11 protein-coding genes are annotated in these 15874 nt (G+C 68.9%); 7 read left to right on the forward strand and 4 right to left on the reverse strand.

From position 1 onward, the window contains the following. Positions 1 to 816: a twin-arginine translocase subunit TatC gene (gene tatC, locus ACRWK7_RS27985; RefSeq protein WP_431859934.1), complete on the forward strand. Its 816-nt coding sequence runs from the start codon at positions 1 to 3 to the stop codon at positions 814 to 816. A gap of 244 nt (positions 817 to 1060) precedes the next feature. Here the strand turns inward: tatC and ACRWK7_RS27990 are convergent, their stop codons facing one another. After that, entirely contained in the window at positions 1061 to 4390 is a 3330-nt protein-coding gene (locus tag ACRWK7_RS27990; RefSeq protein ID WP_431859936.1) for a response regulator, read from the reverse strand. A 166-nt stretch (positions 4391 to 4556) separates the two neighbouring features. Then, positions 4557 to 6482 (reverse strand): potassium transporter Kup, encoded by a 1926-nt coding sequence (locus tag ACRWK7_RS27995; protein ID WP_431859938.1) that lies wholly within the window; start codon positions 6480 to 6482, stop codon positions 4557 to 4559. A 584-nt stretch (positions 6483 to 7066) separates the two neighbouring features. Here ACRWK7_RS27995 and ACRWK7_RS28000 point away from each other — a divergent pair. After that, a complete protein-coding gene (locus ACRWK7_RS28000; RefSeq protein ID WP_431859940.1) occupies positions 7067 to 8566 on the forward strand; it encodes an AAA family ATPase in 1500 nt (499 codons plus the stop codon). A gap of 73 nt (positions 8567 to 8639) precedes the next feature. Here the strand turns inward: ACRWK7_RS28000 and ACRWK7_RS28005 are convergent, their stop codons facing one another. Continuing rightward, on the reverse strand, positions 8640 to 8813 hold the full coding sequence (locus ACRWK7_RS28005; RefSeq protein WP_431859942.1) for a hypothetical protein: 174 nt from the start codon (positions 8811 to 8813) through the stop codon (positions 8640 to 8642). A 517-nt stretch (positions 8814 to 9330) separates the two neighbouring features. Between ACRWK7_RS28005 and ACRWK7_RS28010 the strand changes: the two genes are divergently transcribed. After that, positions 9331 to 10023 (forward strand): LuxR C-terminal-related transcriptional regulator, encoded by a 693-nt coding sequence (locus ACRWK7_RS28010; RefSeq protein ID WP_109118936.1) that lies wholly within the window; start codon positions 9331 to 9333, stop codon positions 10021 to 10023. A 94-nt stretch (positions 10024 to 10117) separates the two neighbouring features. Here ACRWK7_RS28010 and ACRWK7_RS28015 read toward each other — a convergent pair whose 3' ends face one another. Then, the gene (locus ACRWK7_RS28015) at positions 10118 to 10855 is read right to left on the reverse strand and encodes a response regulator transcription factor (RefSeq protein WP_431859944.1); all 738 of its coding nucleotides are present in this window, start codon (positions 10853 to 10855) and stop codon (positions 10118 to 10120) included. Positions 10856 to 11622: 767 nt separating this feature from the next. Here ACRWK7_RS28015 and ACRWK7_RS28020 point away from each other — a divergent pair. The 4 genes from ACRWK7_RS28020 (at position 11623) to ACRWK7_RS28035 (ending at position 15864) form a co-directional block, all read left to right on the forward strand. Continuing rightward, positions 11623 to 12267 carry a response regulator transcription factor gene (locus ACRWK7_RS28020; protein WP_431859946.1) on the forward strand — a complete coding sequence of 215 codons (645 nt, stop codon included), beginning with the start codon at positions 11623 to 11625 and terminating at the stop codon, positions 12265 to 12267. A gap of 198 nt (positions 12268 to 12465) precedes the next feature. Then, the gene (locus ACRWK7_RS28025; RefSeq protein ID WP_431859948.1) at positions 12466 to 13677 is read left to right on the forward strand and encodes a hypothetical protein; all 1212 of its coding nucleotides are present in this window, start codon (positions 12466 to 12468) and stop codon (positions 13675 to 13677) included. A 160-nt stretch (positions 13678 to 13837) separates the two neighbouring features. Then, the gene (locus ACRWK7_RS28030) at positions 13838 to 14482 is read left to right on the forward strand and encodes a tetratricopeptide repeat protein (RefSeq protein ID WP_431859950.1); all 645 of its coding nucleotides are present in this window, start codon (positions 13838 to 13840) and stop codon (positions 14480 to 14482) included. Beyond that, positions 14482 to 15864: a PQQ-binding-like beta-propeller repeat protein gene (locus ACRWK7_RS28035; RefSeq protein ID WP_431859952.1), complete on the forward strand. Its 1383-nt coding sequence runs from the start codon at positions 14482 to 14484 to the stop codon at positions 15862 to 15864. Before ACRWK7_RS28030 ends, ACRWK7_RS28035 begins: the two co-directional genes overlap by 1 nt. Positions 15865 to 15874: the final 10 nt, after the last annotated feature.

Raw genomic sequence — 15874 nt, forward strand, 5'->3', positions numbered from 1 at the left:
ATGACCACGGAACCCGAGCACGACGAGATCGAAGACAGCAAGATGCCGCTGATCGATCATTTGATCGAGCTGCGCAACCGCCTGATGTATTCGATCGTGGCGCTGCTGGTGGCCTTCCTTCTGTGCTACCTGGTGTCGGACAAGATCTACAATTTCCTGGTGCAGCCGCTCGCCGACATCCTGGCAGGGCAGGGGCGCCGGATGATCTACACCGGCCTGACCGAGGCGTTCTTCACCTACGTGAAGGTGGCGTTCTGGGCCGGCTGCTTCCTTTCCTTCCCGATCATTGCCAGCCAGATCTGGATGTTCGTGGCGCCGGGCCTGTACAAGCACGAGCGCCGGGCCTTCCTGCCCTTCCTGGCGGCGACCCCGGTGCTGTTCTTCATGGGCGGGGCGCTGGTCTATTACTTCGTGTTCCCGATGGCCTGGAAGTTCTTCCTGGGCTTCGAGTTCCACCCCGGCGGCGACAGCGGCCAACTGCCCATCGAGTTCGAGGCCCGCGTCGGCGAGTACCTGCATCTGGTCATGGCGCTGATCTTCGCCTTCGGCGTGGCGTTCCAGCTGCCCGTGGTGCTGACGCTGCTGGTGCGCGCCGGCCTGCTGACGGTAGAGACGCTGACCTCCAAGCGCCGCTACGCCATCGTCTTCGTGTTCATCGTCGCCGCGGTGCTGACGCCGCCGGACGTGATCAGCCAGGTCAGCCTCGCCGTGCCGATGCTGTTCCTCTACGAGGTCTCCATCTGGATCGGCCGCGCCATCGAGAAGAAGCGCGCCGAACGCGAAGGCACCGACGAGGCCGAGACCGCGGCGGAGTAAGCGCCGCGCAGTCCGAACGGCGTCGTCCGCACGCGCCCACCCTCTCTGTTCGTCATCCCCGCGAAAGCGGAGATTCAGAAGTCCTTGCCGGGTCAAAGGCTTGGCCGACTCTCTGGATCCCCGCTTTCGCGGGATGATGGTCTGGAAAGAGAATGATGCGCAGGGAGACGATCTCAGTCGCTCAACCGAGCGGCTATGCGCCTTCGCGGTTTAAGAGCATGCTCCCGGCGCCGGTGGCCCCGCCCTACGCGGCCGTCGCCTCTTGCTTGTGCTGGTGCCGCACGCGTGCGTAGGCCTCGGCCAGGGCCGTCGCTTCCGACGCCACCGCCTGCGCGTCCTGCTGGCGTACCGCCGCAACGACGCGGGCGGCGGCGTCCGCCACCTCGGTGAAGCCGATGCTGCCGGCCGCTCCCCTCAGGGTGTGAGCCGCGCGCTCGACCGCCTCCAGGTCGGAGGCGCGGCAGGCGTCGCGCAGGCAGCCGAGATGGGCCGGCGAGTCGCGGAAGAAGGCCTCCAGCAACGCGCGGACGCCGGAATCGCCCATGGCTTCGCGCAGTTCCGCCAGCTTGGCCGCGTCGGTCTGCAGCGCGACGGTGCGCTGCGCCGCGTCTGCCGGTGTCGGCGCGGCGTAGGGCACGCCGCCGGAACGCCCGGCCCAGCGCGACACCGTGGCGAGCAGGCGTTGCGCGTCCACCGGCTTGGCGAGGTAGTCGTCCATACCCGCGGCGTAGCACAGCGCGTCGTCGCCGCGCATGGCGTTGGCGGTCATGGCGACGATGGGGATGCGCGCGGCCGGGCCGGGCAGGCGGCGGATGGTGCGCGTCGCCTCCAGCCCGTCCATCTCCGGCATCTGCACGTCCATCAGCACCATGTCGTAGGGGATGGCGCGCACCGCCGCCACCGCCTCGGTGCCGCTGGCCACCGCCTCGGCCACGTGGCCGGCGCGGCGCAGCAGGGCCAGCGCGAGCTGCTGGTTCACAGGGTTGTCCTCGGCCACCAGGATGCGGCAGCGCCTGCCCTCGGCCGGCGATGCGGGTGTGGCGGCGGTGGGGCTCGCCTCGGCCTGGTCGGGCTCGGCGTCGAGCAGGCGGGCGAGGCAGGCCCGTAGCGCGTCCAGGCGCACCGGTTTGGGAAGCAGCGCGTCGATGGTGCCGGGCGCCGGCGGCTGGCCGGGCTGCGAGGAGGCGAGCGCCAGCCGCATCCGGGTGAGCGCCGTGGTGGCGCGGATCCGCTCGGCCAGCTCGGGGCCGGTGACGCCCGGCATGCGGTGGTCGAGGATGGCGGCGTCGAACGCCCGACCCTCCGCCTCGGCGGCGGTCAGCGCGGCCATGGCGGTGTCGGCGTCCTCGGCGGACTCGGCGACGATGCCGAAGGCGGCGAGCTGGCGCGCCAGCACGTCGCGGTTCACCGCCATGTCGTCCACCACCATCACCCGCCGGCCGGACCAGCGCAGCGCGGGGTCGGCGGGCACCGCGGTGCGTTCCAGCGGCACGGTGAACCAGAAGACGCTGCCGCGGCCGGGTGTGGTGTCGACGCCGATGGAACCGCCCATCAGCTCGGTCAGGCGCCGGCAGATCGCCAGCCCCAGGCCGGTGCCGCCGTGGCGGCGGGCTGGGCTGGCGTCCACCTGGGAGAACATGGAGAACAGCCGGTCGCGGTCCGCCTCGGCGATGCCGATGCCGGTGTCGCGCACCTCGAAGCGGATCTGCACCCGGTTATCCAGGGTGGACTCCTCGAACAGCAGGATGGAGATGCTGCCGCGGTCGGTGAACTTCACCGCGTTGCCGGCGAGGTTGAGCAGGATCTGCCGCAGCCGCCCGGAATCGCCGCGCAGGGTGCCGCGCAGGGACGGCGGCACGAAGCTGACCAGTTCCACCCCCTTGGCGATCGTGCGCGGGGCGAGGATCTCGACCACGCTCTCGACCAGCGGCACCAGCTCGAACTCGCCCACCTCCAGCGCCAGCTTGCCGGCATCGATCTTCGAGAAGTCGAGGACGTCGTTGATGATGGTCAGCAGCGATTCGGCGGAATCGCGGATCGTGCCGGTGTAGGAGCGCTGCTCCTCGGTCATCGGCGTGTCGAGCAGCAGGCCGGCCATGCCGATCACGCCGTTCATCGGCGTGCGGATCTCATGGCTCATGGTGGCCAGGAATTCCATCTTGATGCGCTGGCCGGCCTCGGCGCGCTCCTTTGCCTCGCGCAGGTCGCTCTCGGCGTGCTTGCGCTCGGTCAGGTCGCGGAGGATGGCGGCGAACAGCGGGCCGTCCTGCGTGCGCACCTCGGCGATCGAGATGTCCAGCGGGAACGCCTCGCCGGTGCGGCGCATCGCGGTCACCTCCCGGTTGAAGCCGGTGGGCGGGCGCGGGCCGGGGCCGGACAACTCGGCCATGCGGCGGCGGTGCACCTCGCGCTCTTCGGGCGCCATCAACTCGGTGACGTTGCGGCCGATCAGTTCGCCCGGCGGGAAGTTGAAGATGCGGTGGGCGGCGTTGTTGGCGCTCTCGATGCGGCCGTCGGCCCGCGCGGTCAGGATGCCCTCGACCGCCGTCTCCAGGATCGCCTTGAGGCGTGCGTTGCCCTCCTCCAGCGCCACGCCCTGCCGGCGCAGCAGGCCCAGGCTGCGCAACAGCAGCACGGTGAACAGCGCGATCAGCACGATGAAGGCGCCGGCGATCAGCGCGCTGTCGCGCACGCTGGCGCGCCACGCGGCCAGTTCGTCCTGCTCGTCGTGGGTGATGACCAGCACCAGCGGCCAGACCGGCACCGTGCGGTAGGACACCATGCGGCGCCGGCCATCCACCGTCTCGGTGAACACGCCGTGCTCGGCCTGGCGCAGATGGGTGTGGAAGGGCGCGGACGCCGCGTCGGAGCGGCCGATGCCCGCCGGGTCGAGGGGCAGCCCGGCCAGGCGCACGCCGTCGAAGCGGTACAGCGTCACCGAGCCGCCCTGGCCGATCTCCACGGTCTGGAAGATGCCGTGCAGGTATTCCGGGTTGACCGCGGCCACCACGACGCCGAGCAGCTTGCCGTGCGCCCCGCGCACCGGCAGGCTCATCGGCAGCAGCCAGTCTGCGTTGTCCTGGTCGTAGGGCGGAACCAGCGTCCGCCCGCGCAGGGGCATGCCGATGAACAGGTCCTTCTCGGTGCCGCTCAACGGGGCCGCCACGAAGTCGCGGTCGCGCAGCGAAGCGATGACGTTGTGGTTTTCCTCGGTGCTGGCGACCACGTGGCCGCCGGTGTCGACCAGCGTCAGCGAGCGCAGGTGCGGTGAGCGGCGCACGCGCTCCTGCAGCAGCGCCGTCACGTCGGTGCGCGCCTCCAGGCTGTCGGGCATGCCGCTGTAGCCGACGGCGTCGGCGACCGAGGCCAGCGTGACGTCCACCGCCTGCACGGTGCGCGTGGTGCCCGCCTCCAGCGCGCTGGTGAGGTTTGCGAGCGTCTTCGCGCCCTTCTCGAGCGTCAGCGAGCGGCCGGCGTAGAACTGGTAGCCGAGATCGAACAGGATCGCCGCCACGGCGATCAGCGCGAAGGCCACCAGCCCGCCCCGGTTCAGGAAGAAGCCCTGCTTGGGCATGCGCGACAGACTCCTGGCGCGGGACGGTGGCTGCGGCTTATCCGGGAGCCTCCTCACGGCCTTGAGCCGGATACTAGGCATATATCGGATTGCCTGCAAGCGAGGGCTGTGCAGCCGCCCCGTGGCACAAAATACTAAGATACCTTAGTAATTTAGCTCGGGGGCCTCAGATCTCCACCTGGGTGCCCAGCTCCACGACGCGGCCGGGCGGGATGCAGAAGAACTCGGTCGCCGACAGGGCGGTCTTCGACATCAGGATGAACAGCGGCTCGCGCCACGTCGGCAGGCCGGTGCGCCGCGACGGGATCAGCGTCTCGCGGCCGAGGAAGAACGAGGTGTCCATCATGTCGGTGTGCAGGCCGTAGCGGCGGCAGCGCTCCAGCGCCTGCGGGACGTGCGGCTGCTCCATGTAGCCGTAGTGCAGGATCACCCGGAAGAAGCCCTTGCCCAGCTTCTCCACGTGGATGGCGCGGTCCTCGTACACCCAGGGCACGTCGTCGACGATGACCGTCAGGATGATGACGCGCTCGTGCAGCACCTTGTTGTGCTTGATGTTGTGCAGCAGGACGTGCGGCACGACGTCGGGGTTGCCGGTCATGAACACCGCGGTGCCGGCGACGCGCATCGGCGATTCCGGCCGGATGCGCTCCAGGAACATCTCCATGGGCAGGGAGTCCTGGTACAGCCGCTCGGCCAGGATGGTGCGGCCCTTGCGCCACGTGGTCATGATCAGGAACACCACGACGGCGACGACCAGCGGGAACCAGCCGCCCTGCGGCACCTTCAGCAGGGTCGAGCCGAACAGCGCCAGGTCGATGACCAGGAAGGCGGAGAGCGCCAGCGTCAGCAGCCACGGGTTCCAGTGCCACAGCCGGCGGGCCACGAAGGCGACGAGGATGGCGTCGATCACCATGGCGCCGGTCACCGACACGCCGTAGGCGGCGGCGAGGTTGCTGGACGACTGGAAGGCCAACACCAGGAACGCCACGCCGACCAGCAGCAGCCAGTTGTTGCGCGGGATGTAGACCTGCCCGATCTCGTGCACCGAGGTGTGGCGGATCTCCCGCCGCGGCAGGTAGCCGAGCTGCACCGCCTGCCGGGTCAGCGAGAAGGCGCCGGAGATCACCGCCTGGCTGGCGATCACCGTCGCCATGGTGGACAGGATCACCAGCGGGTAGAGCAGCCAGTCCGGCGCCAGATGATAGAAGGGGCTCTCGCGCGCGTCGGGCTCGTGCAGCAGCAGGGCGCCCTGGCCGTAGTAGTTCAGCAGCAGCGCCGGCAGCACGAAGTACAGCCACACCAGCCGGATCGGCCGGCGGCCGAAATGGCCCATGTCGGCGTACAGCGCCTCGGCGCCGGTGACCGCCAGCACCACCGCGCCCAGGCCGACGAAGGTCGCCCAGGGATGGGCGACCCACAGCAGGACGGCGTATTCGGGGTCGAGCGCGCGCAGCACGTCCGGCCAGCGCACGATCTGCACGACGCCCAACCCCGCCAGCGTGGCGAACCACAGCAGCATGATCGGCCCGAACAGGATGCCGACCTTGCCGGTGCCCTGGCGCTGGAAGACGAACAGCACCGCCAGAACCATCAGCGTGATCGGCACCACGTAGGGCTCGAACACCGGGGTGGCGACCTTCAGGCCCTCCACGGCGCTCAGCACCGAGATGGCCGGGGTGATCAGGCTGTCGCCGAAGAACAGCGCCATGCCCAGGATCGCCAGACCGATCACCGCCCGCTGCCCGCGCGGGCTGGCGAGGCCGCGCTGCGCCAGCGTGCCGAGCGCCAGCACGCCGCCCTCGCCCTTGTTGTCGGCGCGCATGACGACCATGACGTACTTCACGGTGACGACGATCATCAGCGTCCAGGTCACCAGCGACAGCACGCCCAGCACCGTCGTCTCGTTGAGCGGAAGGTGCGCCTCGGCGAACACCTCGCGCATGGTGTAGAGCGGACTGGTGCCGATGTCGCCGTACACCACGCCCAGTGCGCCGAGCATCAGCGCCGGCAGCCGGTTGCTGACGGTGTGGCTGGCCTCGCCCTGCGATGCCGGGTTGGAGGGCGTCTTGCCGGAGGTCTGCGCGGTTTCCATGCGGCCGTCTCGTTCCCCTTTGGCGCGCCGTTGGACCGGCGTCGGCGCCGAAGGGGCGCCTTGTCTTCGCAGTTACAACGCGTCGACAGTTACAACATTCGACGGACCGCCACCACAGACAAGCGGGCGAACCGCCGGTCCGCACCGGACGGTCCGGCGAGCGGCCCGGCCAAGATGAGAACGTAATGCGAACTTGGCGCTTGATGTTCGCATTCCGTTCTGGCAATCTTCCTCCAACGAACACGGTTCACCGAAGGCAGAGGGAGAGTCCCATGACGATGCTGCGGTTCCTGCGCGAGATGTTCACCTTGGTCGCGTTCCTGGGCACCTTGTACGCCTGGACCGTGCTCGGCCACGCCGTCCTGCTCTGAGCTTTCTCCGGAAGGGGTAGCGGTCTTCGCGTCCGCACCCGGTTGGGGTGCGCTTTCGAAACCCCGCGGTCCCACATCGGTATAGTATCCGAAATCCCAAGCCGTTCAGCGGCTTACCGATCCTTAAATGCTGGTTGCAGTCACACCCCGCGCTCGGCCCTCGGCGCGCGGCGGGGAGGGATTGCCGGCAAAGACGGTCAGGATGCGGGAGCGATGCGGAACTTCTTTCGAAAGCGGCGCGCCGCCGGGGCGGACGAAGACTTCACCAGCAGCGGCCCCATGGCGGGCGGTCCGGGCGGCGGGATCACCGGCCAGCCGGCCGGCGGCCAGCCCTTCGCCGGCCCGGCCGACAGGCCGCCGGTCGCCATGGGCGGACCGCCGCGGCTGCGCACCGTTCCGGGAACGGCGGACGCCCTGAGGGCCGGTCCGGCTCCGGCGCCGCGCGGGTCGGCGGGCGACGATGCGGAACTGCCGCGCTTCACCATGCCGGTGAACGCCGGCCTGCGCGGACCACGCGGCACGGCGCCGGCTCTGCTGACCGGCATGACGCCGGAAATGAACGGCCGCCTGCGCGAGGCCTTCACCCCGACGCGGCCGAAGCAGGCGCTGAACGGGCTGTTCATCGGCCGCACGGCGGCGCTGAAGCGAATCATCTCGGCGGTGGAGGAGGAGCGGGCGCACGTCATCCTGTTCGGCGACCGCGGCCGCGGCAAGACCTCGGTGGCCAACGCCATCGAGCAGATCGCCACGCAGGCCGGCTACCTGTCGCTGAAGCTGACCTGCAGCGCCGAACTGAGCTTCGAGGACAGCTTCCGCCACCTGCTGCGGCGGATCCCGTCCACCTACTACCGCTCGGGGATGGACAACCCGTTTGCGGCGCGGCGCACCTTCACCAGCTTCAACGAGCTGCTGCCCGAGGGGAACTTCAGCGTCACCGAGCTGAACGAGGTGCTGGCCGGCATCTACGGCACGCACGCGCTGCTGATCCTCGACGAGTACGACCGCATCACCGACGAGGATTTCCGCAACAAGCTGGCGGAGATGCTCAAGAACCTCACCGACAGCTCGATCGCGGTGACGCTGCTGATCGTCGGCGTGGCGGAGAACCTCGACCAACTGCTCGGCAAGCACCCGTCGATCCAGCGCTCGCTGGTGCCGGTGCACCTGCCGCTGATGACCGACAAGGAGATCGAGCGGCTGATCAACGCCGGTGCCGAGAACGCCGGCATCGCCTTCGCTCCGGACGTGGTGCGGCGGATCGGCGACTTCGTGCGTGGTCTGCCCTACTACGCCCAGTTGCTCGGTCTGCACGCGGCGCGCAGCGCGGTCAGCCGCGGCTCGACCGTGGTTGAACGCAGCGACTTGGCCTACGCGGTCAGCCGGTGCCTGCAGGAGGCCGAGCGCGGCATCGTCGACTCGTACAACCGGATGCTGGCGGGCGCCCGCCGGGGCGAGCTGGAGGACGTGCTGCACGCCGCCGCGCTGTGCCCCGCCGACGAGTACGGCGTCTTCGACCCGTCGGAACTGACGGCGGCCGACGGCCAGCCGGCGTTCAGCGACCTCGATGACCTGCTGACGCGCCTGACGGCGGTCGACCACGGTGCGGTGCTGGCGCCGGTGCCGGAGCCGGGGCGCTTCCGCTACCGCTTCCGCAACCAGATGATGCGGCAGTACGTGCTGATGCGCCTCGCCCACGAGCGCGGCACCATCTGATCTGAGGCGGTCACGAAGAGCCCTCCCCGGCGCGGCCGGGGAGGGCTTTTTCGTGCATCAACTTTTTCGTGCGTCAGCGGCCCATCCACACCGCCGCCGCGACCACCGCGGCGATGACGGCGACGACGCCGGCGAGGATCGCGAGGCTCCACAGGAACTGGCGCAGCTCGCCTTGCTTCCAGGCGCTGCGCGCCAGCAGCAGCAGGTAGGCCAGCGCCATCGCGCCGGCGACGTTCCAGACCGACACGCGGGGGCTCCGGAGGGCAGGGGGCGGGATCTATAGCATCCCGCCGCGAACCTCCGCATACGACCATTGTGATAGGCGGACCTGTGCGGCCGGGTGCACCCCTCGGTAGCCTCCCGGTGTGGGAGATCACCCGCCGGCGTACCGCCGAACAGGGCGAAGCACCCCTCTTGCAACCGCAGTGCGCAAGGGCGGTGCCAAATTCTCAATGGAACCCTTTAAAGAAGGCGAATTGGGGTTAGACTAACCCAATATCGAAAGCCCAAAAGAAAGCGACTAATTCTTTAAAAGGCAACGAATCACACCAAATTCGAAAGATGCTTTGCGCATATACCCAATGCGTTCTTCTGTTAATACCTCAGAGTGGTATCGTTGCTCACGACACAGGGGTATCTTCACCCAAAATATCGGCACGAAGATGCCATCGGTATGGCGCGGTTGGGAGACCTGCGCGGAGCGGAATCCGAGAAGATTACCAACGGAACCTTGCGCATCCATCCGAATATCGCGGGAGCTGACAATGGAACCAGTGCGAGCCTTTTTGATCGACTCCAACAAGCTGTTCCGGGAGGGGCTCAAGCGCCTGCTGGATGATTCGCCCTTCCAGATCGTCGCCGAAGCCGGCAACCTGCGCGAGGCGGTGTCCACCGTCGAATCCGGCCTGCGCCCGCAACTCGTTCTGCTCGACCTGGTGAACGGCGGCGACGAGGAGGCCGAGGGCATGCGCCGCCTGCGCGCCAACCTTCCGGACGCCCGCATGGTCATCCTGACCAGCGACCTGTGCACCCGCCGCCTCGCCAACGCGCTGGAGGCCGGCGCCGACGGCTACCTGATGAAGGACCTGTCGTCGGACGCGCTGGCGCAGTCGCTGCGCCTGGTGATGATGGGCGAGAAGGTGTTCCCGACCCACCTCGCCGCGCTGCTGATCAGCGGCCGGGTCAACGGCAACGGCACCGAGATGCCGGTGTCGCGCAAGGGCCTGTCGCAGCGCGAGGTGCAGATCCTGCGCTGCCTGCTGAACGGCGATTCGAACAAGATGATCGCCAACCACCTGAACATCACCGAGGCGACCGTGAAGGTCCACCTCAAGAGCCTGCTGCGCAAGATCAACGCATCCAACCGCACGCAGGCCGCCATCTGGGCGCTCAACAACGGCATCGGCGGCGAGCTGGCCGGTGCGGTTCCTGCCGGCGTCACGGCCGCGCACCAGTAGGAACGGGTCCATACGGCGCGGTCGCCGCAGCGATGCTGCGGCGACGGCCGGCCGGACCGGAAAACCCCGGAAAGACCAAACCCGAGCCGCGTCGTTACGCCGAGCGGCTGAGCGGCTGATGGTGCTGCTGCGCCATGCGGCCGTCGCGGGCCTGCTGCAGGGCGCTCTGCTGGCGGGCGGCGAAGACGCCGGCCTCCGTGCGGTTGCGGAAATGCAGCTTGGACAGCACGCTGCGCACCATCGACTTGATCACCGCCTCGGACAGGTCGAGCTGGTTGGCGATGGTGCGGTTGTTGAGCCCCTGGCCGAGGAGGCGCAGCGTCTCGAACTCCGGCTCGGACAGCCGGGGCAGCAGGGTGAGGCGGATCTCATCGACGCCGAGGCGCGACAGGAACTGCTTGGGCATCAGGCAGTGGCCTTCCAACCCCAGGTCCAGCAGCTCGTTGATGCGGTCGACGTTGATGTCCTCGAACACCCAGGCGTCGGCGAAGGCGAGGATGTGCGCGGCGTCGAGCAGCTCGCGCGACGACAGCACCACGACGATGCGCGAGCGCCGCGACAGGCGCAGGTACACCATCGGCTCGTTCTCGCGCAGCGCGGTGAACTGCTGCAGCCCGATCAGGATCGCGTCGGGCGTCAGCGTGCTCTGCGTCAGTTCGCCGAGGTCGTGAAAGACGGTGAGGCGGTGGCGTCCGGCCTTCTCCAGCGCCTGGACCACCGTGTCGGTCAGGCTGGTGTTGTCGAGGATCAGGCAGACGTGCATGGGGCTCACCGCGTTGCGGGTCGTTGTCGGCGATGCTCGCTCGGGCGCGTACTCGTGGGTCGTGTGCATGGGTCAGCTCTGGCTCTTTTTTGAGGGCGTACACGGCCGGCCCGTTTCCGGGTTCCGTTGCTTGTCGGGTCACCTTCCGCGTCGGGGGTAGCAAAATCGCCTGAAGGGTCCATAACTTTTCGGAAAAGCCTGCTTAAATTCTGCAAAGAAACTTGACACTGTCTTATTGATCTTATAAATTATGCTCACTCCCGTAAATCAAACGATAGCCCATCACTCAAGTTCGTCAAGCCAAGCTGTTTGGCGACGGACCATCTCCTCGTGATAACACTTCCGTGCCGCACGGGCGCAAAAGTGTCCGGAGTGCGACGCGTCGGGAGAAGCGTTGCTCTCCACCTCGGTACAGGCCGGTGCTGTGCGGCCGGGGCATCTGATCTTCAAAAGCCGGGCTTGTCTTCCGAACAGCAAGACCTCGCGTCAGGTTCCAAAAGAACAGCAAGCATAAGCTCGGCTCTTGTCCGAATCCTCAAGGCGCTCCGCGGATTCCGCCGTGTCGGGCGTATGACGTTTCTCAGGTCATAGACTGTACGGACGGGTTAGGCCGCGCATGCGTGCTTGACGCGATGCCGAAGGTCAACTTTATGTCCGCAAACGTTCTATGGCACTTGTGGATATGTTTAGACACCATCGATTGTGGTACCTGTCTTCGTGTGCCGCCGATGCTGTCGGATGACGCGCCTCCCCACAGGAGGGCCCACAGGAGGGGACGGCGACGTGAACGAATACATCCGGCCGGGAGGCCGGGACCAGAGAGGGGTGGACGGGAAATGAAGATTCTGATCGGTGACGACCATCTGCTGTTCCGCGAAGGGTTGCGCCGCCTGCTGGAGCAGCTGCACGCCGAAGCCACCTTCATCGAGGCGGGAACCTTCGGCGAGCTGATCGAGCACTGCCGCGGCGGCGAGCAGTTCGACGTCGTGCTGATGGATCTGCACATGCCGGGCTGGCCCGGCTTCGAGGGCCTGCGCGAGGTGCACGACCTGCAGCCGGGCACGCCGGTGGTGGTCATCTCCGCCTCTGAATCGCTGAGCGACATCCGTGGCGCGCTCGACGCCGGCGCCACCGGCTACATCCCGAAGTCGAGCAGCGTCAAGGTCATGATGGGCGCGCTCAACCTCGTGTTCTCCGGCGGCATCTACGTTCCGCCGGGCGCCATCACCTTCGGCGCCGAACTGGCCCCGCGCCGTCGCGCTGCCGACACCGGGGGCGACCGCGGCGGCACCTACGGCCTGACGCAGCGCCAGCGCGAGGTGCTCGACTGCCTGCGCGCCGGCAAGTCGAACAAGCAGATCGCCTACGAACTCGGCCTGTCCGAGGGCACGGTGAAGATCCACGTCACCGCCATCTTCAAGTCGCTGGGCGTCAAGAACCGCACCCAGGCGGTCATCGCCGCCGCGGCCATGGCGTCCTGACCGGCACGACACGGCACGCGAAGGGCACCGGGGCTCCATCACCCCGGTGCCCTTCGCGTTTTCCGTTCCGGCGCGGTAAGTAACGTGTCCCGGCTGTAATCAATCTCCGCTTCATCCCCGCAGGAAATACCCCTACTCTCGCGCGTACAAATTGGTCGCGCGGCATGCTGCCGTATGCGTTGGCGGAATGGGGGAAACATGAAGGCGAGAAATATTGTTCTGGCTGCCACCGCCGCGGTGGCGATGGTCGCGGTCTCCGGCGTCGCCGCGGCGCAGAGGGGGCCCCAGAAGGCGGCGCCCGGCACCACCGTGTCGCTGGGCGGCGAGGCGCGCGTCAAGGCGCTGTATTCCTGGCCGAACACCTGCTCCGACGTCTCGGTGTGCGGCGCGGCCTCCGTCGAGGACACCGTCAGGCATTACCTGGAGCAGAGCCTGAAGCGCGACGGCTACGCCGATTCGGCGGTCACCGTGCGCCGCGCCGGCGCCGGCTACCAGGCCACCTTCACCGGCTCGGCCCAGAAGACCTACCCGAAGGCGGTCACCGCGTTCCTGAGCGCCGGCGACAAGGCTCTGGCCACCGCGCGCTCCATCGCCGCCTCGAAGACCCCGGAGGGCGCGAGCCAGTGGCCGTACACCTGGCGCTTCTTCCTGCCGGTCGGGCTGGCCATGGTGAACAACCCGACGGTCGAGCTGCTGCACTTCCCGCCCGACTACTCGCTGACGGACAAGCAGGACTACCTGAACTCCGCCACCACCGACCGCTGGGCGATGCTGCTGGCGCAGAACGGCATCCCGGCGGACAAGAGCCCGGCCTACCAGGCGATCATCGACATCAATCCGATCGCCGCCCCGGCCAGCGACGGCAGCAAGCTGGAGGGGGTCGAGGGCAAGTTCACCGGCTACATCACCGACATGCTGGGGCAGTGGACCAGCAACCCGGCGACCCCCTACTACGGCAAGCCGATGGTCGCCTTCGGCGGCCCGGTGCGCGCGTGGCTGAAGGCGCAGTACGGGCTGGAGCTGCAGGTCGATCAGGTCGGGCTGCTGTCGCTGCCGTCCGGCGCCGTTCCGGTGATCGCCGCCAACCACCCCAGCCAGATCTTCTATACCGCCTGGAACGACACCACGCCCAAGACCGAGAACTTCGAGAAGGGCATGCAGGTGATGACCCAGGACCTGATCGCCGCCTGCTGGCAGGCCCGCATGGGGCAGGCGCCGGCCTCCGACCCGCAGAAGACGGCCGCCGACTGCACGCAGCAGTGGGTGGCCAACAACAAGCAGGCCTGCATGCTGCTGGAGACCACCATCTACAAGAAGACCGAGGAGCAGGCGCAGGCCATCTGCTCCGCCCTGCCACCGGTCGCGCAGGGCCGTGACGGCGCCACCCAGGCGGCGTCGCTGGCCGAATGAGCGGCAAAAGCCCCTCCCGGACACGCCGGGAGGGGCTTTTCGCCCGACCGACCTTGACCGGGTGCGGGCGCCTCTGCTATCCGGCCCTTTCAGACTCCGTTCCAGGCGTTCCGCCCGGAGCGTGAACCGGGATGCCCCAGCAGGACGCCGCCGAAGCCCCATGAGCGACATTTTCCAGGAAGTCGACGAGGACCTGCGCCGCGATCGCACGACGCAGTTCATGAAGCGCTACGGCGGGATCCTCGGCACCGTGGCGGTGCTGTTGGTCGCCGCGACCGCCGGCTGGCAGGCGTGGCAAGGCTGGAAGCGGTCGCAGGCCGAGGCCGAGACCGGCCGTCTGGTCAGCGCGCTGTCGCAGGCCGCCGCCGGCCCGCAGAAGGGCGTCGAAGCGCTGACCGCGTTCTCCGGCTCCGCCCCGGCCAACCTCGCCGTGCTGGCCCGCCTGAACGAGGCGGCGCTGCGCGTGGAGGAGGGCAAGACCGCCGACGCGGTCGCGGTCTACGACTCCATCGCCGGCAACGGCTCGGCCGACGCGATCTACCGCGATCTGGCGACGCTGCTGTCGGTGATGCACCAGATGGACGGCGGCGACGCGGCGAAGCTCCAGACCCGCCTGCAGCCGCTGACGGTGGACGCCAGCCCCTGGCGCTTCTCGGCGCGCGAGCTGACGGCGCTGCTCGCCGCCCGCTCCGGCGACCGCGAGCGTGCCCGCACCCTGTTCCAGCAACTCGCGGACGATTCGCTGGCACCGTCGGGCGTGCGCTCGCGGGCAGCCGACCTCGCCGCCCTTTACGGCAAGAGCTGATGACCCGCATGACCACCCGCGTGACCCATCGCGTGCCCCATCTCGTTCGGGGCCGCCGCGCCGCCCTGCTGTCCGCTTCCCTGTTCGCGCTCGCGCTGGCGGGCTGCGACACCGTCGGCGACTGGTTCTCCAAGACCCCGCCGCCGCCGCTGCCCGGCGAGCGCGTCGCCGTCCTGGTCGGCGAGAGCAAGGTCGAGCCGGATCCGGCGCTCGCCGGCACCCCGGTGGCGCTGCCGGCGCCGCAGACCAACGACGCGTGGCCGCAGGCCGGCGGCAACCCCGACCACGCCATGGGCCACCCGGCGCTGTCCGCGTCGCCGGTCCAGGCGTGGACCGCCAGCGTCGGCAGCGGCTCGGACGACTCCGAGGTGCTGCTGAGCCCGCCGGTGGCGGCGCAGGGCCGCGTCTACGCCATGGACGCCGAGGCGCACGTGACCGCGCTGGAGGCCTCCAGCGGCCGGCAGTTCTGGCGCACCGACCTGCGGCCGGAGAAGCGCCGCGGCGATTCGAGCGGCGGTGGCGTCGCCTTCGCCGACGGTCGGCTGTACGCCGCGACCGGCTATGCCGAGGTGATGGCGCTCGACCCCGCCAACGGCGCCGTCCTCTGGCGCAAGAAGGTCGCCGGCCCGGTGCGCGGCGCCCCGACGGTGGCCGGCGGCACGGTGGTCGTGCTGACGCTGGACAATCAGACCATCGCGCTCAACGCCGCCGACGGCGCGCCGAAGTGGACGCACGCCGGCATCCTGGAGAACGCCGGCCTGCTCGGCTCCGCCAGCCCGGCGGCGAGCGGCACGCTTCTGGTGGTGCCCTATTCCTCCGGCGAGCTGTTCGGCCTGCGCCTCGAGAACGGCCGCGTCGCGTGGCAGGAGAGCCTGGCGGCGATCCGCCGCGGCGGCGCGCTGAGCGGGCTGGCCGACATCCGCGGCCTGCCGGTGATCGACCGCGGGCAGGTCTTCGCCATCGGCCATTCCGGCCGCATGGTGGCCCTGGACGAGCGGGTCGGCGCGCGCATGTGGGAAGCCTCGGTCGGCGGCGTGCAGACGCCCTGGCTGGCCGGCGACTACCTGTTCGTGATCGACAACGACGCCGCCGTGGTGGCGCTGACCCGCAAGGCCGGCAAGGTCCGCTGGGTCAGCCAGCTCGAGAAGCGCAGGGATCCGAAGGACAACAAGTCGGCGCTGGTCGCCTGGGCCGGCCCGGTGCTGGCCGGCGGCAAGCTGTGGCTGACCGGCTCGCACGGCGTGCTGGTGGCGCTCGACCCCGCCGACGGGCGCGAGCTGAGCCGCAGCAAGCTTCCGGGGGCGACCTACTTGCCGCCGGTGGTGGCCAACAACACCCTTTATGTGTTGAGCGACAACGGGACGCTCTCCGCGTACCGCTAATTCGCCGTTA

The sequence above is a fragment of the Azospirillum sp. genome, from assembly GCF_050789165.1.